Origin of the sequence: Pseudomonas frederiksbergensis (assembly GCF_900105495.1) — a bacterium.
GTDB lineage: Bacteria > Pseudomonadota > Gammaproteobacteria > Pseudomonadales > Pseudomonadaceae > Aquipseudomonas > Aquipseudomonas frederiksbergensis.
Genome location: NZ_FNTF01000002.1, coordinates 4271021 through 4295534 on the forward strand (window position 1 = coordinate 4271021; position 24514 = coordinate 4295534).

Annotated in this window: 19 protein-coding genes; 10 read left to right on the forward strand and 9 right to left on the reverse strand. The window is 60.8% G+C overall.

Translation table 11 applies throughout. The features are described 5' to 3' along the window. Nucleotides 1-98: 98 nt before the first annotated feature. Nucleotides 99-5006, reverse strand: a complete 4908-nt coding sequence (locus tag BLW70_RS19970; RefSeq protein WP_074876851.1) for an NAD-glutamate dehydrogenase — start codon at nt 5004-5006, stop codon at nt 99-101. A 503-nt stretch (nt 5007-5509) separates the two neighbouring features. Here BLW70_RS19970 and BLW70_RS19975 point away from each other — a divergent pair. The 10 genes from BLW70_RS19975 to BLW70_RS20020 all read left to right on the forward strand — a co-directional run bounded on the left by BLW70_RS19975 (nt 5510) and on the right by BLW70_RS20020 (nt 18745). Continuing rightward, nucleotides 5510-5863, forward strand: a complete 354-nt coding sequence (locus tag BLW70_RS19975) for a hypothetical protein (RefSeq protein WP_074876853.1) — start codon at nt 5510-5512, stop codon at nt 5861-5863. 305 nt (nt 5864-6168) lie between these two features. Beyond that, the gene (locus tag BLW70_RS19980) at nt 6169-7128 is read left to right on the forward strand and encodes an AAA family ATPase (RefSeq protein ID WP_008150800.1); all 960 of its coding nucleotides are present in this window, start codon (nt 6169-6171) and stop codon (nt 7126-7128) included. Between the two features lie 5 nt (nt 7129-7133). Beyond that, nucleotides 7134-8078, forward strand: coding sequence for a DUF58 domain-containing protein (locus BLW70_RS19985; protein ID WP_074876855.1), 945 nt, complete (start codon nt 7134-7136; stop codon nt 8076-8078). Continuing rightward, nucleotides 8075-8569: a DUF4381 domain-containing protein gene (locus tag BLW70_RS19990; RefSeq protein ID WP_074876858.1), complete on the forward strand. Its 495-nt coding sequence runs from the start codon at nt 8075-8077 to the stop codon at nt 8567-8569. Before BLW70_RS19985 ends, BLW70_RS19990 begins: the two co-directional genes overlap by 4 nt. Next, a complete protein-coding gene (locus BLW70_RS19995; protein WP_074876860.1) occupies nt 8562-9638 on the forward strand; it encodes a vWA domain-containing protein in 1077 nt (358 codons plus the stop codon). Before BLW70_RS19990 ends, BLW70_RS19995 begins: the two co-directional genes overlap by 8 nt. Continuing rightward, complete coding sequence (locus BLW70_RS20000; RefSeq protein ID WP_074876862.1) at nt 9635-11374, forward strand: tetratricopeptide repeat protein; 1740 nt, start codon at nt 9635-9637, stop codon at nt 11372-11374. The genes BLW70_RS19995 and BLW70_RS20000 overlap by 4 nt, the downstream gene beginning before the upstream one ends. Further along, entirely contained in the window at nt 11371-13011 is a 1641-nt protein-coding gene (locus tag BLW70_RS20005; protein ID WP_074876864.1) for a BatD family protein, read from the forward strand. Before BLW70_RS20000 ends, BLW70_RS20005 begins: the two co-directional genes overlap by 4 nt. 258 nt (nt 13012-13269) lie before the next feature. After that, on the forward strand, nt 13270-14514 hold the full coding sequence (locus tag BLW70_RS20010) for an exonuclease SbcCD subunit D C-terminal domain-containing protein (protein ID WP_074876866.1): 1245 nt from the start codon (nt 13270-13272) through the stop codon (nt 14512-14514). Further along, nucleotides 14511-18152 carry an AAA family ATPase gene (locus tag BLW70_RS20015; RefSeq protein ID WP_074876868.1) on the forward strand — a complete coding sequence of 1214 codons (3642 nt, stop codon included), beginning with the start codon at nt 14511-14513 and terminating at the stop codon, nt 18150-18152. Before BLW70_RS20010 ends, BLW70_RS20015 begins: the two co-directional genes overlap by 4 nt. After that, complete coding sequence (locus tag BLW70_RS20020; protein WP_074876870.1) at nt 18149-18745, forward strand: glutathione S-transferase; 597 nt, start codon at nt 18149-18151, stop codon at nt 18743-18745. The genes BLW70_RS20015 and BLW70_RS20020 overlap by 4 nt, the downstream gene beginning before the upstream one ends. A 166-nt stretch (nt 18746-18911) precedes the next feature. On the opposite strand, the gene BLW70_RS20025 is transcribed toward BLW70_RS20020, so the two are convergent. The 8 genes from BLW70_RS20025 to araD1 all read right to left on the reverse strand — a co-directional run bounded on the left by BLW70_RS20025 (nt 18912) and on the right by araD1 (nt 24376). Continuing rightward, on the reverse strand, nt 18912-19169 hold the full coding sequence (locus BLW70_RS20025; protein ID WP_074876872.1) for a hypothetical protein: 258 nt from the start codon (nt 19167-19169) through the stop codon (nt 18912-18914). Next, nucleotides 19166-19378, reverse strand: a complete 213-nt coding sequence (locus tag BLW70_RS20030) for a hypothetical protein (RefSeq protein WP_074876874.1) — start codon at nt 19376-19378, stop codon at nt 19166-19168. Before BLW70_RS20030 ends, BLW70_RS20025 begins: the two co-directional genes overlap by 4 nt. 115 nt (nt 19379-19493) lie before the next feature. Further along, nucleotides 19494-19619 (reverse strand): hypothetical protein, encoded by a 126-nt coding sequence (locus BLW70_RS31320; RefSeq protein ID WP_256581124.1) that lies wholly within the window; start codon nt 19617-19619, stop codon nt 19494-19496. A 206-nt stretch (nt 19620-19825) separates the two neighbouring features. Further along, nucleotides 19826-20005, reverse strand: coding sequence for a hypothetical protein (locus BLW70_RS20035; RefSeq protein WP_074876875.1), 180 nt, complete (start codon nt 20003-20005; stop codon nt 19826-19828). 155 nt (nt 20006-20160) lie between these two features. Then, nucleotides 20161-21330 (reverse strand): lactonase family protein, encoded by a 1170-nt coding sequence (locus tag BLW70_RS20040; protein ID WP_074876877.1) that lies wholly within the window; start codon nt 21328-21330, stop codon nt 20161-20163. Next, nucleotides 21323-21619 (reverse strand): DUF5629 family protein, encoded by a 297-nt coding sequence (locus tag BLW70_RS20045; RefSeq protein ID WP_074876879.1) that lies wholly within the window; start codon nt 21617-21619, stop codon nt 21323-21325. The genes BLW70_RS20040 and BLW70_RS20045 overlap by 8 nt, the downstream gene beginning before the upstream one ends. 173 nt (nt 21620-21792) lie before the next feature. After that, on the reverse strand, nt 21793-23373 hold the full coding sequence (locus BLW70_RS20050) for an aldehyde dehydrogenase (NADP(+)) (RefSeq protein WP_074876881.1): 1581 nt from the start codon (nt 23371-23373) through the stop codon (nt 21793-21795). A 10-nt stretch (nt 23374-23383) separates the two neighbouring features. Further along, nucleotides 23384-24376 carry an AraD1 family protein gene (gene araD1, locus BLW70_RS20055; protein ID WP_074876882.1) on the reverse strand — a complete coding sequence of 331 codons (993 nt, stop codon included), beginning with the start codon at nt 24374-24376 and terminating at the stop codon, nt 23384-23386. Nucleotides 24377-24514 lie beyond the last annotated feature (138 nt).

Sequence of the window (24514 nt, forward strand, 5' to 3'; positions counted from 1 at the left end):
GAGCCTGCTCGCGATGAGGCCCGACCAAACGCCACAAAAATACCAGGCAAAAAAAACCCCGCATCTCTCAATGCGGGGCTTCTTCATTCAGCGCCTGATCAGGCAGCCGGCTCCAACTCAGCGCTGGCAATGCTAGTGGCAGTGACTGGCACTACCGCTTGACCGCTCAACGCCAGATCCAGCAACTCACGGTTGGCCACCGCATACATGGCGTAATCAGTGCCGCTGGCGGCACGGATTTCTACCAGCATGGCGCGCCAGCGTTCGATCATGCCTTCGTGCTCTTCCATCCACAGCTCCAGACGGGTTTCCACGTCCTGGGTGCCGTCGCCCTGTTGCAGGACAGAGATGGTGATCGCACGTTGTTGCCAGTCGACATCGTCGCGGAACGCTTCACGAGCCAGGGCCTGCCAGTTGTTTTCAACCGGCAGAGCGCTGATCTGTTGCAGATACCAGGTGATGTCCAGCGCGCTGCCCACGGCGAAGTAAGCCTTCGCCACGTCGGCGGGGTTCTGACCGGTCACGTCGGACGCTTCGATGATCGGCAGCAAGGTGTACAGGTGAGTGGTGCCTGCAACCATGCGCGCCAGCAACTCAGGAACGCCAGCCGCAACGTACGCCTGATAACGGGTCTGCCAGCCTTCGCGGGTCGGGCCTTCCAGCAGTTCGTCGAGCTTGAGGCCCAGCGCTGCCAGATGTGGACCGAAGTGCGCGACGTCACGGGCAGCATTCTGCTCGTTGCGACGGCTGCGCAGGAACCAGCGCGTAGCGCGACGGCCCAGACGCATCAGCTCATCCATTAGCTCCAGTTGCACGTCGGCAGAAACCTGGTAGTCCAAGGCTTCAATCTGACGGAACCAGTGCGGGAGGTGGAAGATGTCACGCACGATCACGTAAGCACCGGCCACGTTCGCCGGGCTCATACCGGTCGACTCTTTGAGTCGTTGAACGAAGGTGATGCCCATGTGGTTGACCAGATCGTTGGCGATCTGGGTGCTGACGATTTCACGCTTCAGACGGTGACGGCGCATGGCGTCGGAGAACTTGCTCACCAGGGTCGGCGGGAAAGCGGTTTCCATGTCGCGCGTCAGGTAATCGTCGTCCGGCACCAGGGAATTGAGCAGCGCTTCCTTGAGGTCGATCTTGCTGTAGGAGATCAGCACCGACAGCTCTGCACGGGTCAGGCCATGGCCTTCCGCGAGACGCTCGTTGATCGCTTCTTCGGACGGCAGGAACTCGATGGCGCGATCCAGCTTGCCGCGGCCTTCCAGATCGTTCATCAGGCGCTTGTATTCGGCAATCCGCACGAAGGCGCGGCGTGCCGCCAGGGACAATGCCTGAGTCTGCTTGTAGTTGTTGCCCAGCACCAGGTTGCCGACTTCGTCGGTCATGCTCGCCAGCAACTGGTTACGTTGCTTGTCGGTCATGTCACCGGCATGAACCACTTCGTTCAGCAGGATCTTGATGTTCACTTCGTGGTCGGAGCAGTCCACACCACCGGCGTTGTCGATGAAGTCGGTGTTGGAACCGCCGCCATTGAGGCCGAATTCGACACGACCCAGCTGGGTCATACCGAGGTTACCGCCCTCGCCCACGACTTTGCAGCGCAGTTCGTTGCCGTTCACGCGCAGTGCATCGTTGGCCTTGTCGCCGACATCGGCGTGGCTTTCGCTGCTGGCTTTGACGTACGTACCGATACCGCCGTTCCACAACAGATCCACCGGTGCCTTGAGCAAGGCGTTCAGCAGTTCGGTCGGGGTCAGCTTGTCAGCCTGAATGTCGAAGCGCTCTTTCATCTGCGGGGAAATCGCGATGCTTTTCGCGCTACGGGAGAAGATCCCGCCGCCTTCGGACATGATGCTGGTGTCGTAATCCGACCAGGCCGAACGCGGCAGGTCGAACAGGCGCTGACGCTCGGCGAAGCTGTTCGCCGGCTCCGGGTTCGGGTCAATGAAGATGTGCAGGTGGTTGAACGCTGCGACCAGTTGCAGCTTGTCGGACATCAACAAGCCGTTACCGAACACGTCACCGGCCATGTCGCCGACGCCAACTACCGTGATGTTGTCTTCCTGGACATTGATGCCGCGTTCGCGGAAGTGACGTTGAACGCCAACCCACGCGCCCTTGGCGGTGATGCCCATCTTCTTGTGGTCGTAACCGGCCGAGCCGCCCGATGCGAACGCATCGCCGAGCCAGAAGCCGTAGTCGATGGCGATACCGTTGGCGATGTCGGAGAAGGTTGCAGTGCCCTTGTCCGCTGCCACCACCAGGTACGGGTCATCGTCGTCATGACGCACGACGTTGGCCGGCGGTACCAGCGCGCCGTCTTTCAGGTTGTCGGTGATATCCAACAGGCCCGAGATGAAGATGCGGTAGCAGGCGATGCCCTCGGCCGCGATCTCGTCTCGACCGCCACCCAGTGGCAGGCGACGCGGCAGGAAGCCGCCCTTGGCGCCCACCGGCACGATGACCGAGTTCTTCACTTGCTGGGCTTTTACCAGGCCCAGGACTTCGGTGCGGTAGTCTTCTTCACGATCAGACCAGCGCAGACCACCGCGAGCAACGTTGCCGAAGCGCAGGTGCACGCCTTCGACGCGTGGCGAGTAAACGAAGATTTCGAACTTCGGTACTGGCTTCGGCAGCTCTGGAATCTGGTGCGGGTTGAACTTGAAGCTGAAGTAGGACTTGTTCTGACCGTGGGCGTCGGTCTGGTAGAAGTTGGTCCGCAGGGTGGCCTTGATCAGGTCCAGGTAGCGACGCAGGATGCGGTCTTCGTTCAGTACCTGAACGTCGTCCAGTGCGCTGAGAATCGCGTGCTCCAGGCGTTGCTGCTTGTCTTCCAGATCGTCGCCGGTCAGCTTGCGCGCCAGGTAGAAACGGGTTTTGAACAACCGGGTCAATTCGCGAGCGATGTCGGTGTGGTTGTTCAGGGTGCTGGCGATGTAACCCAGGTCGAAGCCCAGGCGAATCTGCTTCATGTAACGGGCGTAGGCACGCAGCAGCGCGACGTCGCGCCATGGCAGGCCGGCGGTCAGCACCAGGCGGTTGAACGCATCGTTCTCGGCATCGCCACGCACGATGTGGACGAACGCGTCCTGCAAGGTGTCGTTGAGTTGCTGAATGTCGAGTTCCAGACCTTCAGCGGCGGTGAACGCGAAGTCGTGAATCCAGAACTCGCGGCCATTGTTGTGACGCAGGCGATACGGGAACTCACCCAGCACGCGCAGGCCGAGGTTTTCCAGAATCGGCAACACGTCGGACAATGCCAGCGGAGTATCGGCGTGATACAGCTTGCAATGCAACTCGCGCTGGCCGGAAACCTGACCCAATGGCTGATAGAAGCTCATCACCAGCGGATTGGATTCTTTCAGGCTCAACAGGTGCTGCATGTCGACCACAGCCGAATGCGCGGCGAAACGCTCGCGGTAACCGGCCGGAAAGCCTTTCGGGAAGTCGGCCAGCACGTTGGTGCCGTGGGCTTCGCCGAAGCTTTCGACCACCAGGCTTGCGTAGTCGTCCTGCCAGCTGCGGCAGGCTTGCACGACTTCTTTTTCCAGCAGAACCGGGTCGATGTCCAGACGGTTTTTCGGATCGACACGCAGAATCAGTTGCACGCGGGCCAGCACGGACTCGGAGAAGAAAGTCCAGAACTCGCAGTCCGAGGCTTTCAGGCGATCCATCAGCACTTGCTGGATCTTCTGGCGCACTTCGGTGGAGTAGATGTCGCGGGGCACGTAGGCCAGGCAGTAGCAGAAACGACCGTACGGGTCTTTGCGCAGGAACACGCGAATCTTGTTGCGCTCCTGGATCTGCACGATCGACATCACGGTGATGAACAGTTCGTCGACCGGGGTCTGGAACAGGTCATCGCGCGGCAGAACTTCAACCACCTGCGCCAGTTCCTTGCCCAGATGAGCCTTGGCCTGGAAGCCGGAACGACGTTCGATTTCCTCGACCTTGCGGCGGATGTACGGGATGACCCGCACGCTCTCGCCATACACCGAGGAGGTGTACAGGCCCATGAAACGGCATTCCTTGATGACGTTGCCGTCGGCGTCGATTTCACGGATCGACACGTAATCCGGGTAAGCCGGACGGTGTACACGGCTTGGGTGTGCAGCCTTGGCGAACGACAACAGGGTCGGTTCGCGCAGGTAGTTCACGGCATAGTCTTCGATGCGCAGGTCATCGTAGGTCAGGCCGGTGCGTAGCAATTTGGTCAGGCCGAGGAAGGAGTCCTGATCGTAGACGATGTGGCCGCCGTCGGCCTCATCGCGAACCACGAACTCTTCATAGCCCAGGAAGGTGAAGTGGTTGCCCACCAGCCATTCCAGGAAGCTTTTGATTTCGGCTTTTTCTTCAGCATCGACAGCGAACTGGCTGTTGTCCAGGCCGGTGAGGATTTCCTGGACCTTGGCTTTCATCGGTTCGAAATCGGCGACCGCAACGCGGACTTCACCGAGAACCTGTTCCAGTTCCTTGCTCAGGACATTCAGTTCCGCCGAGTTGGCGCAACGGTCGATTTCCAGGTACATCAACGACTCTTGCAGCACGTCGTCGCCCTGGGTGCCTTTCGGCAGGATTTCCAGCAGCTCGCCCTTGCTGCCGCGACGCACGCTCAGCACAGTGGTTTGCAGGGTGTGGATGCTGTAGCCGCGACGGTTCAGCTCGGTGCGTACCGAGTCCACCAGAAATGGCAAGTCGTGGTGCAGCACTTCGACCGCGGTGTGGGTCGACTGCCAGCCGTGGCGTTCGTAATCGGGGTTGTAGACGCGCACTTGCGGTTGCGCGTGATCGAAGCGCTCAAGCAGGCGCCACGCAGAAAGGGTGCAGCCGGCGAGGTCGGACAACCGACGCTGGGTCAGCTCGTCCAGGGAAATGATGCCGAAAAATTGTTCCGCGAACAGCGCCACTTGTGGCAGTGCCTGTTCACTGATGTGCTGGGCCAGTGCCGCTTGCAGTTGGTGCTGGAAGTCGGCTTTGCTGGCTGCGGTGAAGAACGCCATCTGTGGTACTCCGCTTGGGCTTGTTATTGATGGAAGCGTCGCGTGCAAACCCCTTTCGGGGCAATCCGTCACCCTGTTCCTGATTCTCGGGCAGAGGAAACAGGATGACAGGTGGGTGAAGCTGGACGAGACACTCAGGTCACATTCACCTTCCAAGAATGGGCATCTGCAAAAACGACTGGGCAAGGTACAGCGCAATGCCTTTACAGGTGCTCATCCGTTGCGCAGCTTAACCAGTGCGGCAAGGCCCGTGCTTGCAGCGCTGCGACATATTCGGTCATCGGTACGCAGCTTGCGCCTTGTGCATCGAACAACACTAGCAGCCGCACGGCAAAACGGGGGGTTTAAGCCCGGTTTTGCGGCACATCCGTACCAGAAATGACCAGCGACACCCTGGATGCTCATGACACATCCTCAGACACTCAGGCGAGCAGAAATTCCCGAGGGCTGGCAGAATCGCCCTTTGTTCGTCTTCACAACGCTCGTCGAGCCAGGAATTCCCCATGCAAATGACCACCGCCCTCTTGATCGTCAACCCGTGCGACGACGAAGAAGACAACATGGCCATGCTCTGCTGCCACAGCGATCAGGGCGATATGTTCCTGATGACCCGCTACCCGGACGAGGATGCGCTGGACATCAGCCTCGGCGACGAGCCTTCAACGCTGGACGGCGTAAAAGTCACCCTCAGCCCTACCCGCCTGCTGATCGAAATCGCCGCCGCTGACGCCGATGCGCTCAATGGTGATGATTCGCTGGAAATCATTCACAGCACTGATGCGAGCGATCTGGCTGAAGTGGAAGAGACATTGCAGAACATTCTCAAGGGCACTGGCACCTATATAAGCCAGCTCTGAGCTTCAGAATCTCGGGCGCCTGAACCGGCCTCATCGCGAGCAGGCTCACTCCCACAGGGGGGCTCCCGCGGATGCAAAATTTGCGTCCAGCACAATTCCAATGTGGGAGCGAGCCTGCTCGCGATGAGGCCCGAAAGAACACCACCAGCCTCTGGGTCCTACAAAATTCAAACAATTTCGCCAATCAATTCCCGCACTTTGCACAAAATGCCGTTAGTCGCCGCCCCCCGCGATAGATTAAAGTAACGCCCCCAGCCCTGGCGTTATTCGAACGTCTTCGGTCACCTTTCCAGGAACAGTCATCGATGGAACATCGTGAAGCGCTGCTAGCGCTGCGAACCTTTCTTTCAACGCAGATTCTCGGCCAGGAAAAACTCATCGAGCGCTTGCTCATCGCCTTGCTCGCCGACGGCCACATGCTGGTCGAGGGCGCTCCGGGCCTGGCCAAGACCAAGGCCATCAAAGAACTTGCCGAAGGCATCGAAGCACAGTTCCATCGCATCCAGTTCACCCCCGACCTGCTGCCCGCCGATATCACCGGTACGGAGATCTATCGCCCGGAAACCGGCAGCTTCGTGTTCCAGCAAGGCCCGATCTTCCACAACCTGGTGCTGGCGGACGAAATCAACCGCGCCCCGGCCAAGGTTCAATCGGCCCTGCTCGAGGCCATGGGCGAGCGCCAGGTCAGCGTCGGGCGCAGCACGTACGAGCTGTCGCCGCTGTTTCTGGTAATGGCCACACAAAACCCGATCGAGCAGGAAGGCACCTATCCATTGCCCGAAGCGCAGCTCGACCGCTTCCTGATGCACGTGAAAATCGGCTTCCCGGACGCCGCCGTCGAACGTCGGATCCTGCAACAGGCCCGTGGTGAAGCGCTGAACGGCGAAACCAAGCCCGAGCGCCGGGTCAGCCAGCAGGCGATTTTTGCCGCGCGCAAGGAAATCCTCGGTTTGTACATGGCCGACGCTGTGGAGGAATACCTGGTGCAACTGGTCATGGCCACCCGCACCCCCGCCAAGTTCGACCCGGAGATGGCCGAATGGATCGCCTATGGCGCCAGCCCGCGCGGTTCGATTGCCCTTGACCGTTGCGCCCGGGCCCATGCCTGGCTGGCCGGGCGCGACTTCGTCAGCCCCGAAGACATTCAAGCGGTGCTGTTCGACGTACTGCGCCACCGCATCATTCTTTCCTTTGAAGCCGAAGCCGCGGGCATCGACCAGGACCGGGTGGTCCAGCGGATTCTCGACGTCGTAGCCGTCGCTTGACCTCGATGAAAGCCATCCTGCCGCCCGAACCGGGCATCCGTGTCAGCCTCGCCGAGCTGATCGAGATGCGCCATCGCGTGCGTGAAGTGCAACTGTTTTCCACACCGAGCCAGCGCAGCCCGCTGATTGGCTTGCACCATTCGAAACTGCGCGGGCGCGGGGTGGATTTCGATCAGGTGCGGGTCTATCAGGCCGGCGATGACGTGCGCAGCATCGACTGGCGCGTCACCGCCCGCACCCAGGAACCCCACACCAAGCTGTTCCATGAAGAGCGCGAGCGGCCGATTTTCATCATGGTCGAGCAAAGTCGCCGGCTGTTTTTCGGCTCGGGGCTGATGTTCAAATCGGTGCTCGCCGCCCAGGCCGCGAGCCTGATCGGCTGGGCCGCACTGGGTCATAACGATCGGGTCGGCGGACTGGTGTTCGGCAACAACGAGCACTATGAAATCAAGCCACGACGCAGCAAACAGAGCCTGCTGCAATTGCTCAATCGTCTGGTGCGGGTCAATCAGTCGCTGCACACGGAAAACGAGCCGGACCGGGACGCCTTCAACATTGCCCTGCGTCGCGCCCGGGAAGTCCTGCGTCCCGGCAGCCTGGTGATCATTATCTGCGACGAACGCACCCTGACCGAGGGCGCCGAACAACAGCTGAGCCTGTTGTCGCGGCATTGTGACCTGTTACTGCTGCCGGTATCCGACCCTCTCGATCACGCCCTGCCCGCCGCCGGACTTTTACGTTTCGCCGAACGCGGTGCGCAACTGGAACTCGACACCCTGAATTTCGAGCTGCGCCAGACCTATCGCGCCCAGGCCGAAGCGCGCCTCGCTCGCTGGGAATTGCTGGCGCAGAAGCTGCGAGTATTGCTGATGCCCTTGAGCACCCAGAGCGAGATGGTCGAACAACTGCGCGAGTACCTGAACCCGCAGAAACCGGGGAAAGGCCGATGAGCAGCCTCGATCAACTGCAACCGCTGATCTCCCCGCCTCCCATCGAATTCTGGCCACCGGCACCAGGCTGGTGGTTGTTGCTGCTGTTACTGCCGCTCGTCGGTTTCGGTCTGTGGAAGGCAAGGCGTTTCTTTCTGAACAAACGCCCGATCGTGCGCGCCGAACAACCACTGGACCCGGTACGCCTCGCCGCGCTGGCAGAACTGGCGCGGATGCCCAAACCCTACGACGGTGCCCCGGCCGGTGCCTGGTTGCAGCAGCTCAACGGTTTGCTCAAACGCCTGTGCCGCAACCATTACCCCTACAGCCAGAGCCACACCCTCAATGGGCGCAAATGGCTGGCATTCCTCGACAATCGCTGCCCGGCCGCCGGCCTGACCCGCTGGATGGTACTGGTTGAAGGCGCCTACAAACCTGAATGCAAACTCGACGACAAGGCCATCGCCGGCCTGACTCAAGCGGTCGACACCTGGATTCGTAAACATGTTTGAGTTCGCCTGGCCGTGGATCTTTGCCCTGTTGCCGCTGCCGTGGCTGATGCGCATCGTGCTGCCTGTCGCCGACAGCGGCGAGCCGGCGCTCAAAGTCAGTTTCCTCGGCGACCTCGAAGGCCTGGTCCGCCGCCGCGCCCGGGCCAACCTGCCCGCCTGGCGCCAACAGGCACCGTTCATTCTGCTGTGGCTGTTGCTGCTGATCGCCGCGGCGCGCCCGCAATGGCTTGGCGAACCGCTGCCCATCGCCGCCAGCGGTCGCGATCTGCTGGTAGCGGTCGACGTGTCCGGCTCGATGGACTTCCCCGACATGCAATGGCAGGACGAAGAAGTCAGTCGACTCACACTGGTGCAGCATTTGCTCGGTGATTTCCTTGAAAGTCGCGACGGCGATCGCGTGGGCCTGATCCTGTTCGGCAGCCAGGCCTATCTGCAAGCACCGCTGACATTCGACCGGCACACGGTGCGCGTGTGGCTCGACGAAGCGCGGATCGGCATCGCCGGCAAGAACACCGCCATCGGCGATGCCATCGGCCTGGCCCTCAAGCGCCTGCGCCAACGCCCGGCACAAAGTCGCGTACTGATCCTGGTCACTGACGGCGCCAACAACGGTGGCCAAATCGACCCGCTCACGGCGGCGCGGCTGGCAGCCAGCGAAGGCGTGAAAATCTACACGATCGGTATCGGCGCCGATCCGGAGCAAAGCGGCACGTTGGGTTTTCTGGGCGTCAACCCGAGCCTCGACCTCGACGAACCCTCCTTGATGGCGATCGCCGAAGCCACCGGTGGCCAGTATTTTCGCGCCCATGATGACAAGGAGCTGCAAGCGATCAAGGACACCCTCGACAAACTGGAGCCGGTAACCCAGCAACCGACTCAGGCCCGCCCGGCTCAGGCGTTGTACCACTGGCCTTTGGCAATGGGGTTGCTATTGAGCATGCTGCTGGTGGTTCGCGAGCGCTGGCCTGATAACCCGTTGCGGCGACTGTTCACCAAGGATCTTTTGCAAACTCAACTGCCTGACTGGCGCCAGCGGCTCAAGCGCCTGCGCCTGCGGAGGCGCCGATGAGCGCGCTCTGGCCGTACTTGTTCCGCCCCTGGTGGTTGCTGTTATTGCCATTACTCGGCTGGTTGCTCTGGCAACTCTGGCATCGGCAGAAACGCGCCGGGCGCTGGCAGATGATTCTGCCGCCGGCCTTCCATGCCGCGTTGCTCAGTGGCGGCAACGGTCGCGACAGCAAATTGCCGTGGGTCATCCTGGGATGTGCCTGGGTGCTGACCGTTCTGGCGCTGATCGGACCCAGCTGGGAACGTGTCGAGCAAGCCAGCCAGAAACCCGCCGATCCGCTGGTCGTGGTCCTGGAGCTGACCCCGGAAATGCTCGCCACCGACGTCTCCCCCAACCGGCTGGAGCAGTCCCGACGCAAGCTGTTCGATCTTCTGGAAAACCGCAGCGATGCCCAGACCGCGATCATCGTCTACTCCGGCAGCGCTCACACGCTGGTGCCACTGTCGGATGACCTGTCGACCAGCCGCAATCTATTGGATGCCCTCAAGCCTTCGCTGATGCCCCAAGTGGGACATCGCGCCGATCTGGCGGTGACCAAGGCTCTTGCCCTGCTGGAACAGGGTGCCCTCGGCGAGGGGCGGATCCTGCTGATCGGCTCAACCTTGACCGAACTGGAACGCCAGGGGATCCAGCAGGCGCTGGACGGCAAGTCGACACAATTTCTGATGATTGGCATCGGCACTGCCGAAGGCGCGCCGATTACCCAGGAGGACGGCAGTTTTCTGAAAGACGATCAGGGCGCGATTCTGGTGCCGCATCTGGATGAGCCAAGCCTGAAAGCCTTTGCCAACGACCTGGACGGACGCTATACCCACGCACGCCTGGACGATGCCGACCTGCGCGCCCTCGGCTTGCTCGAGGGGCCACGCATGCTGCGCAACGACGGCCAGACCTTGCGCCTCGATACATGGGCCGATCAGGGTTACTGGCTATTGTTGCCGTTGCTGCTGCTGGCGGCGTGCGCCGGTCGTCGCGGCTGGCTGTTCTGCCTGCCCCTGCTGTTTTTACTGCCACAACCGAGTTATGCCTTCGACTTCAAAGATTTGTGGCTGCGAGCAGACCAACAAGGTCTGATCTTGCTCAAGCAGAAGCGCCCGGCCGAGGCTGCGCAGCATTTCGAAGATCGACAATGGCAAGGTGTCGCGCGCTACGAAGCTGGCGACTATAGCGGTGCCGCCCAGCGGTTCGCCGAAGGCAGCGACGCCCACGCCCACTACAATCGTGGCAACGCCCTGGCCAAAAGCGGTGAGCTGGAAGCCGCGCTGGATGCCTACGATCAAGCGCTGGAGCGTCAACCGGATTTGCGTCCGGCCCTGACCAACAAAGCGTTGGTGGAAAGCCTGCTCAAGCAGAAAAACACTTCACCGCCCGTTGATCCGGACAAAAACACTGACAACCAGACCGAGCCCCCCACGCAAGAACCGCCGCCGGGCGCGGCCACGCAAGCGTTGGATGAGGGCGAACCGAAAACCGACGGCCAACAAACCACGGCGGACTCAGACCCACAGAGCAAAACGCCGCCGAAAACCGGCACCAACGAAGTCCCGGGCAGCGAGCTGGGGAATGAAGACAGCACCCGACCACCAATGCGCCCGGCCAACGATAGCATCGAGGGCGAACAGCGCCAGGCGCTGGAACAATGGCTGCGCAAGATCCCGGATGACCCGGGTGAATTGCTCAGGCGCAAATTCTGGTACGAACAGCAACAACATCAGGATCAGGAAAAAACTCGATGACCCGCTTCACCACTTTCTCGTTCGCATTGCTGCTCTGCACTGTTCAGGCCCAGGCTGCGGGGCTGGTCGCCAGTGTGGATCGCAGTCGCCTGAACAGCGGCGAAACGGTTGAACTGACCCTGGAAACCAACGATGTCACGCAGTTCGGCAAGCCTGATCTGACACCGCTGGAGGCGTTGTTCGAAGTGCGCGGCAGCCGTCAGGTCAACCAGCTGACCACCCTGAACGGCGATAACCGTGCGACCACTCGCTGGATCATTACCCTGCTACCTCGGCAGAACGGCAGCGTGGTGATTCCGTCACTGCAACTGGGGGACGTACAGAGCCAGTCGATTAGCGTGCAAGTGGTCGAAACCGAAACCCAGGACAGCCCGACCAAACAGGCTCCGGTGTTCATCGACGCCAGCCTCGATCAAAACAGCGTGTACGTACAAGCCCAGGCGATCCTGACCCTGCGTATCTACCATTCGGTGTCGCTGTACGACGACAGCAGCCTGCCCCCTTTGCAAATCCCCGATGTGCGCATCGAGCAACTGGGCGAGGCGCGCACCTACGAAAAAGACATCAATGGCCTGCGTCACGGCGTTATCGAGAAGCGCTACGCGATCTACCCGCAACACAGCGGTGAGTTGGTCATTCCACCGCAGGTATTCAATGCCGCACTGGTGGACGCACAGCCTGCCAAGGACGCCGTCGCGCAGGCACCGAAATCCGGCAAACTGATGCGTGTCAGCTCCGCCGAGATCCTGCTGACGGTCAAGGCCAAACCCGCCTCCTACCCGGCCGACGTGCCGTGGCTGCCGGCCCGTAGCCTCAGCCTGAGCGAAAGCTGGAACCCAGAACCGGGGCATGCGCAGGTGGGTGATTCGTTGACCCGCAGTCTGACCGTAAAGGCTGAAGGCCTGGACAGTTCGCAGTTGCCGCCGCTGCCTGCCACCGACGTCAACGGCTTGCGCCGCTACCCGGATCAACCGGTGCTGGGCAATCAGAACAGCGAGCGCGGCCTGATCGGCAGCCGCGAAGACCGCGAAGCCCTGGTGCCAACGCGTGCTGGCGCAATCGAGTTGCCAGCGGTCGAAGTCGTCTGGTGGAACACCTTCGAGGACCACCTCGATCACAGCAGCCTGCCGGCTCAAACCCTACCGGTGGCGAACAATCCGAGCCTGATGGTCGACACCCCGACCGGCATGCCTCAAGTCTTTTCCGCGGCCGACAACGAAGCCCTCTGGTGGTGGAAACTCAGCACCTTGATCCTGGCCTGCACCACTCTGCTGGGCTTCGGCCTCTGGTGGCGCGCCCGTTGGCAACCGGCAATCCTGCGCGCGGCGCAGACCGGCCCGAGCCCGCGCACCGTACTCGACGATCTCAAGCGCGCCTGTCAGGCCAACGACTCCCACGCCACCCGCCAGGCCCTCGACGCCTGGGCCCGCCAACAACCGGAAACCCTGGCCGATATGGCGGCACGCTTTGTGCCGTTGTCCGACGCCCTCGATGGCTTGAACGGTGCGCTCTACAGCGAAACCGGCCAGCATTGGCAAGGTGAAGACCTGTGGCGGGCGATCAAGGCGATTCCAATTGCCGAGCGGGTTCAGGACCCGGTGGGCGACAGTGGCCTCCCGCCGCTCTACCCCAAATAACCACTGCCACCGCATTCCCTGTAGCAGCTGGCGAAGCCTGCGTTCGGCTGCGCAGCAGTCGTAAAATCGGCACATGCGGTGTATCAGACAAGCCATGCAAGCTGGTTCTACGACTGCTGCGCAGCCGAACGCAGGCTTCGCCAGCTGCTACAGGGTTGTGGTGTTGACCACCTGCAACGTGTTTGCCAGTAAACTCCCTCCCCTTTAGCCGCCATCATTTTCCTCGCGGCCATCACCTTATTTCCTACGGAGTTCACCTTGCGTCTGTTTCACACCTCCGACTGGCACCTTGGGCAAAACCTGCACGGCCAGGAACGCGATTTCGAACACGCCTGCTTTCTCGAGTGGCTGCTGCGCCAGCTGAAGCTGGACCAGCCTGACGTGCTGCTGATTGCCGGCGATATCTTCGACACGGTCAACCCGCCGGTCAAAGCCCAGGAACGCCTCTACGATTTCATCGTCAGCGCCCATGAACAACAGCCGAAGCTGACCATCGTGATGATCGCCGGCAACCACGATTCCGGTTCGCGGATCGAACTGCCCGCGCCGTTGATGCGACGTTTGCGTACGCATGCGCTGGGTCGTGTGCTGTGGCTGGATGACGGTCAACTCGACGCTGAACGCCTGCTGCTGCCATTGCCGGATGCCAAAGGCAAAACCGTCGCCTGGTGCCTGGCGCTGCCGTTCCTGCGCCCCGCCGAGGTGACTGGCGCGCATTTGGGTGACAACTACCTGCGCGGTATCGGTCAGGTTCACGAATGGTTGATCGAAGCGGCCAATGCCAAGCGCAAACCGGGACAAGCGCTGATCGCCATCAGCCACGCGCACATGGCCGGCGGTTCGGTGTCGGAAGACTCCGAGCGCAGCCTGATCATCGGCAACGCCGAAGCACTGCCCGCCAGCCTGTTCGGGCCAAGCATCAGTTACGTCGCCCTCGGTCACTTGCACAAGCCGCAGAAGGTCAATGGTGAAGAGCGCATCCGCTACAGCGGCTCGCCGATTCCGTTGTCGTTCTCCGAGATTGGCTATCAGCACCAGATTCTCGACATCACACTGAAAGGCGAAACCCTGGTCAGCGTCGAACCCAAGCTGATCCCCCGGGCGGTGAATCTGCAACGCATCGGTCCCGCGCCATTGGCGGAGATCCTCCTGCAACTGGCCGACCTGCCGAACATCGACCTGCTGGCCGATATCCAGCGCCAGCCTTGGCTGGAAGTTCGGGTGCGCCTCGATGAACCGCAACCGGACTTGCGATATCAAGTGGAAACCGCCCTGCAAGGCAAAGCCGTGCGCCTGGTGCGGATCGCCGCTGAATACGCCGGCAACGGCAGCCGCGATGGCGTGGATGACGGCGCGACCTTGATCGAGCTTGACCAGCTCTCACCTCAGGAGTTGTTCAGCCGCGCCTGGCAGGACAACTACGGCAGCGAGGTCGACGAGCAAACCCTCAAGGACTTCGCCGAGTTGTTGCAAGACGTGCAGATGGAGAGCGAACAACCATGAAGATCCTCGCGATCCGCCTGAAAAACCTCGCCTCACTGGCCGGGCCTTTTGAAATCGACTTTACCGCTGAGCCGCTGGCCAGCGCCGGTCTGTTCGCGATCACCGGGCCGACCGGCGCCGGTAAAAGCACCTTGCTCGACGCCTTGTGCCTGGCGCTGTTCGGTGCTGTGCCTCGGCTGAGCAATGCCCAGGTGTCTGCCAAAGCGCCAGATGCCGACGGCGAGATCAGCACCGGCGACCCGCGCACGTTGCTGCGTCGTGGCACAGGTGAAGGGTATGCCGAAGTCGATTTCGTTGGCATCGATGGCCGTCGCTACCGCGCTCGCTGGGAAGCTAATCGCGCCCGCGAGAAGGCCAGCGGCAAGCTGCAAGCCAGCCGTCAGAGTTTGCGCGACATCGATCTGGATCAACTGCTGGCCAGTCAGAAAGTTGAATTCAAAACCCAGCTCGAATCTGTACTGGGCCTGAACTTTGAGCAATTCACCCGTGCGGTGCTGTTGGCTCAAAGCGAATTCAGTGCGTTCCTCAAGGCTAACGACAACGAACGTAGCGAACTGCTGGAGAAACTCACCGACACCGCGTTGTATACGCGCCTCGGTCGCCGGGCGTTCGACAAAACCAAAGAGGCTCGCGACACCCACAAACTGTTGCAGGACCAGGCCACCGGCGTGACGCCGTTGTCGCCGGAGGCCCGGGCGGAACTCGATGAACGCTTCAACGAGGCTCAGCAACAACTCAAGACCCAGCAAGCGCAACTCAAGCAATTGGAACTGCAACACACCTGGCTCAAGGACTTGCGTCAGTTACAGGACGAACAACAGAGCGCCACCGAACAACTGCAAGCGGCCCGGCAGCACTGGGAGGGCCTGTCCGGCGAACGCTTGAAGCTGACTCGCCTGGAACAACTGGCCCCGCAACGGCACCAGTTCGCCCGCAAGACTGAGCTCACCGCCCAGCTCACACCGCTGGCAGCGCAAATTCAGCAACACACTCAACAGCAAGCCGAGCTGAACGAGCGCCAGACGCAACTCGAAAACAGCCTCAGCACTGCGCAGACCGCGCTGGTCGAGGCGCAAAGCCAACACACCTCAAGCGCTCCGCTGCTGCGTCAGGCCTTCGAAGAGCAAAGCACCCTCGCCCGTCTGGTCAAGGATGCCAGCCGCAGTGCCGACCTCAAGCAGCAGGCGGAATTGGCCTGCACTCAGGGCCAAAACACGATCCAAGGCTTGCTCGACCAACAGAAACAGGTCGCCGAACGTTTGCAGCGGATTGCCGGGGAGCTTGAGCAAAGCACCCCTCTGGCGCCCTTGAGCGATGCCTGGAACGCCTACCGTGATCGCCTGCAACAGCTGATGCTGATCGGCAATCGCCTGAACAAGGGCCAGGCCGAACTGGCCGCCCTGGAACAAAGCGCCGCTCGCGCTGCCGAGGACCTGTCCACTCAGCGCCAGAACCTTGAAGTGCTGTACAAGGAGGCCGGCGCCGAACCGGAAGCGGTGGCCGAGCAGATCCAGATTCTCGGGAGTCTGTTGCAAGATAACCGCAAGCAGCAGCGGGCCTTAGAGGAACTGACGCGCCTGTGGGCCAGTCAGCAGGAACTGGACAAACGCGCGTCCGAGCTCCAGCAGCGTCAGATGATCGCTCAGCAAGAACGAGAACGTCTGACCCAGGAGGGTGTGAAAGCCAAGAGCGAATTGCTCGTCGCCGAACAGACCCTGACCGTCACCCGCGAACTGCTGGAACGCCAGCGCCTGGCTCGCAGCGCCAGCGTCGAAGAACTGCGCGAGCAGCTGCAGGACGATCAGCCATGCCCGGTTTGTGGCAGCCCCGACCATCCTTATCATCAGCCCGAAGCCCTGCTGCAGAGCCTTGGCCGGCATGATGAAAGCGAACAGGCCAACGCCCAAAAAGCCGTCGACCTGCTGAAAGAACAGCTCACTGACCTGCGCGCTGAAGTGGGCGGCGTGATTGCCCAGCAAAAGGAGTTGCTGCAGCAACAAGAACACCTCGCGACCCAGCAACAGAGCCTGGCGCCGAGCCTTGAAGCACATCCGTTAGCTGCGCAGCTGCTCACGCAGGATGCGGCTAAACGCGATGCCTGGCTGATGCAGCAAAACAATCAGTTGAACCAAAGCATCGCTCAAGACGAACAACGGCAAACCGCCCTGCTCACCTTGCAGCAAGACGCCGCGCGCCTTCAACAGCAACTGCGTAGCGCTGAAGCGGCGAGCCAACAAGCAGCCCAACACCTGGCCAACCAGCAACGTGAGTTGAGCAGCGATCGCCAGCGTCTGGACGAGGAATTGACGGCGTTCAGCACCCTGCTCCCGGCCGATACGCTGCAAGCGCTGCGCAACGAACCGGCCGCGACCTTCATGCAGTTGGACCGGCAGATCAGCCAGCGCCTGGAGCAACTCGATCAGCAACGCGATGAACTGGGCGAACAGCAACAACGGCAGCAGACGCTGGAGAAAGAACAGGACCGCCAACTCACTCGCCTCCAGCAGTTGGAAACGGCCCGCCAGCAGTTCACCGCCCTCGCCGACCAGCAACAGGCCTGCCAACAAAAACTCAGGCAATTGCTCGGCGAACACAACAGCGCCGAGCAGTGGCAGCAGCAACTGGATCAAGCCGTCGAACAGGCGCGCAATGCCGAGGCGACCGCCAATCAGGAACTGCAAGCCGTGCGTACGCGGCTGGTGCAGTTGGGCGCCGAACTCAAGGCCCAGCAGGAACGCGCGCAGGCACTGGAAGCTGAAGATCGCGAGCTGAGCGGCAAGATCGCCGACTGGCGCGCTTTGCATCCGGAACTGGATGACGGTGGCCTGGAAGCTCTGCTGAGTGTCGACGACCAGCAGGTCAGCGAACTGCGCCAGCAATTGCAGCAAAGCGAAAAAGCCATCGAACAGACCAAAGTCCTGTTGCAGGAACGCGATCAACGTCTGCTCAATCACCAGGCACAACACAACGGCAATCTCGACGCCGAACAACTGGCGACAGCGCTTGTCGAGCTGCAAAACCTGTTCACCGCCAGCGAACACCGTTGCGCCGAACTCCGCGCCCAACAGGCCGAGGATCAGCGCCGGCAAAACGCCAATCAGGCCCTTGCGCAGCAGATCGCCGACGCCTACACCGAATACCAGCGCTGGGCACGTTTGAATGCACTGATCGGTTCGGCCACGGGCGACACCTTCCGCAAGATCGCCCAGGCCTACAACCTCGACCTGCTGGTGCATCACGCCAATGTTCAGTTGCGGCAACTGGTGCGGCGCTATCGCCTCAAGCGTGGCGGCAGCATGCTTGGGTTGTTGGTGATGGACACCGAGATGGGTGATGAACTGCGTTCGGTGCATTCGTTGTCCGGCGGCGAGACGTTCCTGGTATCGCTGGCCCTGGCGCTCGGTCTGGCATCGATGGCATCGAGCACGCTGAAAATTGAATCGTTGTTCATCGACGAAGGCTTCGGCAGCCTCGATCCGGAATCCCTGCAACTGGCCATGGATGCGCTCGACGGCTTGCAGGCGCAGGGACGAAAAGTCGCGGTGATTTCACACGTGCAGGAAATGCACGAACGGATTCCGGTGCAGATTCAGGTGCGCCGTCAGGGCAACGGCCTGAGTACGCTGGAGGTGAAATGAATACGCTGTATTCCTTCCGCCGCTGCCCCTACGCGATGCGGGCGCGCATGGCCCTGCGCTACACCGGGGTTGCGGTGAACATTGTCGAGGTCAGCCTGAAGGCCAAACCTGCCGAAATGCTCGCGCTGTCGAGCAAAGGCACGGTGCCGGTGCTGAGCGTCGACGGTCAGGTGATCGATGAAAGCCTGGCGATCATGCACTGGGCCCTTGCGCAGAACGATCCGCAGGATTGGTTGCTCAAGGATGATCCTGTCGGCCAGCAACTGATCACCGAGCTGATTGAAGAAAACGACCAGGTGTTCAAGGTTCACCTGAATCGCTACAAGTACGCCGAGCGATACCCCGAGCAGCCAATGACGGTTTATCGAGCTGAGGGCGAGGTGTTTTTGCGCAGGCTCGATGAGTTGCTGGAGGGACGCGACTACTTGCTGGCCGAGCATCCGAGCCTGGCGGATGTGGCACTGATGCCGTTCGTGCGGCAATTCGCCCATGTGGATCGCGAGTGGTTCGGGCAATCGCCCTATCACCGTTTGCAGGCCTGGTTGCAGCGGTTTCTGGAGTCGGAGCTATTTACTGACGTGATGCGCAAGTAGCCGCACCGATCCCTGTAGCAGCTGGCGAAGCCTGCGTTCGGCTGCGCAGCAGTCGTAAATTCTGTATGTCAGATCTACTTGGAAGACCGCGTACTCTGGTTTCACGACTGCTGCGCAGCCGAACGCAGGCTTCGCCAGCTGCTACCAGATGCGTCGTCTAGGCGACTCACGCCAACACTTCACACATCTGCAACGCAGAGCAATCCACCTGGAACGGCCCGAAAAAATCGTTCTGGCGTTCGATTGGCGGATTGCCGGTCAGCAGACCCAGGGCCTTCGCGGTTTCAATGTTACGAGCAAGGTTGTGATTGGCTTCGATAGTCCGTGCCACCGACCCCGCTGAGCCCTGTCCGATCCCCAACAAGGAAGATCCATTGGTCATGAACGCCAGGAAGGCGATGACCCAAAGTCTGTGCCCTTTCATTCCCCGGCGACTCCCGCGAGTTCAGCCTGATCGACCATCGCGGTGTGCGAACGGTGTTCAAACTGGATGCCGGGATGAGCGACTTGAATTGGCGCTTCAAGAGGTTGACGCGATTGAGGCGAGAGGCTGACAAACAGCACCAGGATCACGTAAAGAGCGATAGCCAGGTAGGCGCCGTGTTTGGCAGAAGTGATGATTGCGCTGACCATGATGTTCTCCGCAGGCATGTTTCGATGCCCACAGAATCGATCAAGAAAGCGGTGATAACCACTCAGGGTTATCCATAGTAACCATCAGCTTCGTTAATCATTAAACCAAACTATCTCAGTCTTCAATAAAACTCATCAGGCGCTCGCGGGCCGCATCCGGCTCGGATGGAACGGGCTGGGCAGCCGAAAGAATGGGGGTGGAATAGAGAAACAGAAGAACCACGGCCAGACGCATTGCCATGCTGTCGATCCTTATCAGGAGAAGGAGTCAAAAAATCAGCGTCAAATTTAAACTAATGGCCCCGTGATATCAATTACTAGTTTGATAGCAATATGATGCTGTCGTAAATGCGTTATGCAGGAGCGACATCACTCACGCTTCTCGAAGCTTCAGCTCGATCGGCGCAAGTGACTTCGCTCCTGCATAAAGGGTGCAGGGTTCAACTTTCAGGCTTGGGTCTTGTGATCCAGTGCGGCGTAAAAGTTAGCGCTCTGTTGCAGGTATTTCTGGGTGTAGCTTTGGGCGTGGGATTTTTTATCGCTGATTTCAATGTTGGCGTTGGCTGGCAACGCAACGGTGGCAGAGATGGCGGAAGCGGCGATTACGGAGAAGAGATTGAAGTTCATGGCGCTGTTCCTCGGATTCAGTTGGCTTGCTTGCCCGGTGGGGCCGTGAAGCAAACTTAACCGTCGAGGTTGGCACCTTGAAATCTTTTGTAGCATTAGCAGATATCAGCGTCATTAATAGAAGGATGCAGGCCCCATCAACCGGGGCCTGCGGCCTATTGACGCACCAGGAACTTGAGGTCGCTCGGGGCATCCATCGGCAGTTTTTGCACGGTTTTACCCAGCAGGCCTGTCTTTGAATCGCGCTCGACGACGACAATCTGGTTGCTTTTCTGATTGGCGATCAACACGAACTTGCCGCTCGGATCGAGGCTGAACTCGCGCGGGTGATCACCTTCAACGGAACGGCGCTGCAGTTCCTTGAGGTGCCCGGTCACAGGATCGATGGCGAATACCAACAGCTGATTGGTGGTGCCACGGTTGCTGACGTAGAGAAACTTGCCATCGCTCGACGCGTGAAGCGCAGCGGCGGCCTTGTCCGAAACGGGTTGCCCCGTCGCCAACTCGACCATCTGCGTTTGCTTGAGTTGGCCGTCCTTGTAATCGAACACCGCAACCTGCGCGCTCATTTCCATGGTCAGCCACGCGTGCTTGCCATCGGCGCTGAACAGCAGATGACGCGGACCGCTGCCGGGTGGCATCTGGACAGACGCCGGTGTAGCCGCGGTCAAGGGCAGTTCCGGGTTGGCCTTGGGGTCGAAGCGGTAGGCAAAGACCTTGTCGGCGCCCAGGTCATTGGAGAACACATACTGGCCGTCCGGCGAGGAAACCGTGGAATGCACGTGCGCCGACATCTGCCGTTCAGGATTGACCCGGCTCGATGGATGGCTGCTCATCTGCACCACAGGTTTGAGCTTGCCATCAGCGTCCACCGGCAACACCGCCAGGGTGCCGCCCGGATCTTCAGACACCGAATAGTTGCTGACAAACAGATGACTGGCTTCAGCGCTGAGGCCCGAATGCGTCGGCTCGTTGCCCAGGCTCTGCACCTGATTGATCAGGCTCAGCTCATGGGTTTTCGGATCGATCGCATAACTGCTGACGCGCCCTACCGGATCGGTCTGCCCCGGGCCGTTTTCGTTGACCACGAACAGCTGACGCTGATCCTTGGACAGGGTCAGCCAGGATGGGTTTTCGCTCTTGATCACTTGCAACGGCTTGGCGTCGATCAGCCCGGTAGCGCTGTCGAAGTTCAGGCGATAAATTCCCTGGCTCTGACCGGCCGTGTAGGAACCGACCAGCAACTGATAGTCGTCAGCCGACGCAACTTGAAAACCCATTGCGCCGACGCTGCCGACCATCAACAGTGGCCAGAGCTTACGCATCCTCATTCGTTTCTTCCTCGTCGTCATCACCGCGGAACGCGGTCATGCACACCAAGCGGTGCTCACCGGAACTGCCGGTGATCAACCAGCTTTGCAGGTCTGGATCGAAGGTCGCGGCCTCGACCTCGGCGGGGGTGAATTCCCAGTGCTTGGACACACGACCGTCCAGGCATTCGATGTGCAGGTTGTCGTCTTCATCGAGGGAGAATTCGAAGGCGTGCAGCCCGTCGATTTCCACCATATCGCAGTGTTCGAGGGTGGCGAGCAAGGTGTCTGTTGGGGCGGTCATGGCAGTCAATCTTTGAATGGGAAAGACGCAATGATAGCTCATCACACCGCAATGATCGTTCCCACGCTCTGCGTGGGAATGCCTCTTCGGACGCTCTGCGTTCGGCTTTGAAGGGACGCGGAGCGTCCCGGGCTGCATTCCCACGCAGAGCGTGGGAACGATCAGTCACAGGTTTAGAGGGCTTCGCGCGAAGGCTGGCCATCCACCAACCGCTGAATACGCAGCGGATTGCCATTCTTCAAGGCCTCCGGCAGCAGGCTGTCCGGATAGTTCTGGAAGCACACCGGGCGCAGGAAACGGTCGATCGCCAGCGTACCCACCGAGGTGCCCCGTGCATCGGAGGTCGCCGGATACGGCCCGCCGTGGACCATCGAATCGCAGACTTCCACGCCGGTCGGATAGCCGTTGAGCAGGATCCGACCGACCTTCTGTTCCAGCAACGGCGTCAGCTCAGCGAACTGCTCAAAATCCGCCGGCTCGCCAATGATCGTCGCCGTCAGCTGGCCGCGCAGGCCGTTCAACGCGGCGCTGAGTTGCGCCTGATCGGCGACCTCGACGAACACCGTGGTCGGGCCGAACACTTCTTCCTGCAGCACTTCGTCGCCATTGACCAACAGGCTGACATCGGCCTTGAACAGCTGCGGTTGCGCCTGATTGCCCTGTTGCGCACTGCCGGCCAGGTGCTCGATGCCGGGGTGAGCGAGGAGTTTTTGCAGGCCTTTGCCATAGCTGCTCAGGGTCCCGGCATTGAGCATGGTTTGCGCCGGCTGATCGCCGATCAGCCCCGCCACCTGTTGCACGAATGTGGTGAATTGAGGCGAACGAATACCAATCACCAAGCCGGGATTGGTGCAGAACTGACCACAACCCTGGACCACCGAAGCAGTCAGGTCACGAGCGACCGATTCGGCGCGAACGTGCAGCGCCTGCGGCAACACGATTACCGGGTTGATGCTCGACATCTCGGCGAACACCGGAATGGGCTGCGCACGTGCTGCGGCCATGTCACACAACGCCCGGCCGCCCTTGAGCGAACCGGTAAAACCAACCGCCAGAATTGCCGGATGCTTGACCAGCGCTTCGCCGACGCCACCGCCGTAGATCATGTTGAACACGCCGGCCGGCATACCGGTTTTCTCGGCGGCGCGGATGATCGCGTCGGCCACCTGTTCGGCCGTGGCCATGTGACCGCTGTGGGCCTTGAACACCACCGGGCATCCGGCGGCCAATGCCGATGCGGTGTCGCCGCCAGCTGTGGAGAACGCCAACGGAAAGTTGCTGGCACCAAATACGGCCACCGGGCCGAGGCCGATGCGGTACTGACGCAGGTCCGGACGCGGCAACGGTTGGCGTTCAGGCAACGCTTGATCGATCCGCGCACCGTAGAAATCACCGCGACGCAGCACCTTGGCGAACAAACGCATCTGACCGCTGGTGCGACCGCGTTCGCCTTGAATCCGAGCGGCGGGCAGCGCGGTTTCGCGGCAGACCAGCGCCACAAAGTCATCGCCCAGCGCGTCCAGTTCATCGGCAACCGCGTCGAGAAATTGCGCCCGACGTTCGGCGCTCAGGCTGCGATAGGCCGGGTAAGCCGCGGCAGCAGTCTTGGCGGCGGCATCTACTTCCTCCGGGGTCGCCTGGGAGAAATCATACGGCAGGGCTTCGCCCGTGCTGGCGTCGACGCTCTGTAGTTTGTGTTGGCCGGCCGCACTGCGCTGACCGCCGATGTAGTTGTGACCAAGAATTCGGGTCATGCCTATCTCCTTAAAGGGGGGTAACGGTGCCGGGCTCGAACGCTGCTTCAACCGGTGCAATCCCGTTGATCAACGGTGCACCGAACTCGGCCTGACTGATCTCGAACACGTCACCCGGCCGGGTGCGAATGCCGTCGGCAAAGGACAGGGTCGCGGTGCCGAAGAAATGAATGTGTACATCGCCCGGGCGCAGGAATTGGCTGTACTTGAAATGGTGGTACTCGAGGTTTTCCAGGCTGTGGCACATGTTGGCCTCGCCACTGAGAAACTCGTTCTGCCACAGCACTTCGCCGTCACGCAGGATGCGGCTGGTGCCTGCCAGATGCTCCGGCAATTCACCGACGCGAAGTTCCGGTCCGTAACTGCAGCTGCGCAATTTGGAGTGGGCCAGGTACAGGTAATTCTTGCGTTCCATCACGTGATCGGAGAACTCGTTGCCCACGGCAAAACCGAGTCGATACGGTTTGCCGTCGTGGCCGATGACGTAGAGCCCGCTGAGTTCCGGCTCCTCCCCCGCGTCTTCGGCGAACGGCGGCAGCGGGAACGGTTGGCCCGGACGCACGACGATGCTGCCGTCGCCCTTGTAGAACCATTCCGGTTGTACGCCGGCCTGCCCCGCTGTCGGTTTGCCGCCCTCAACGCCCCATTTGAAGATGCGCATGGTGTCGGTCATCGCGGCTTCATCGCCGACTTGCTGATGCATCTTGTCCCGGGCCGACGCGCTGCCCAGATGGGTCAGGCCCGTGCCGCTGACCAGCATGTGCGCCGGGTCCGGATGATCCAGCGGCGGCAGGATGCGCAACTTGGCCAGCAGTTCGGCATAGTCATGGCTGATGCCCAGGCCCAGGGTTTTCACCTGCTGCTCAAGATTGACCCCGGCCTCTATCGCGGCCAACGCCAGGTCGCGAACGGTGCGCGCGTCTTGCACTTCGCGCACCCGACCGTCTTCGACAACGCCCACCCGGCGCTCGCCGTTACTCAATTCGAACTGAACTAAACGCATGAATCTTCTCCTGTTATTCAAAACACCACCGATCCCTGTGGGAGCGGGCTTGCCCGCGATGACGGCGGCACATTCACAAATGATGTGTCAGGTAGATTGCTATCGCGGGCAAGCCCGCTCCCACAGGGATGGTGGTCA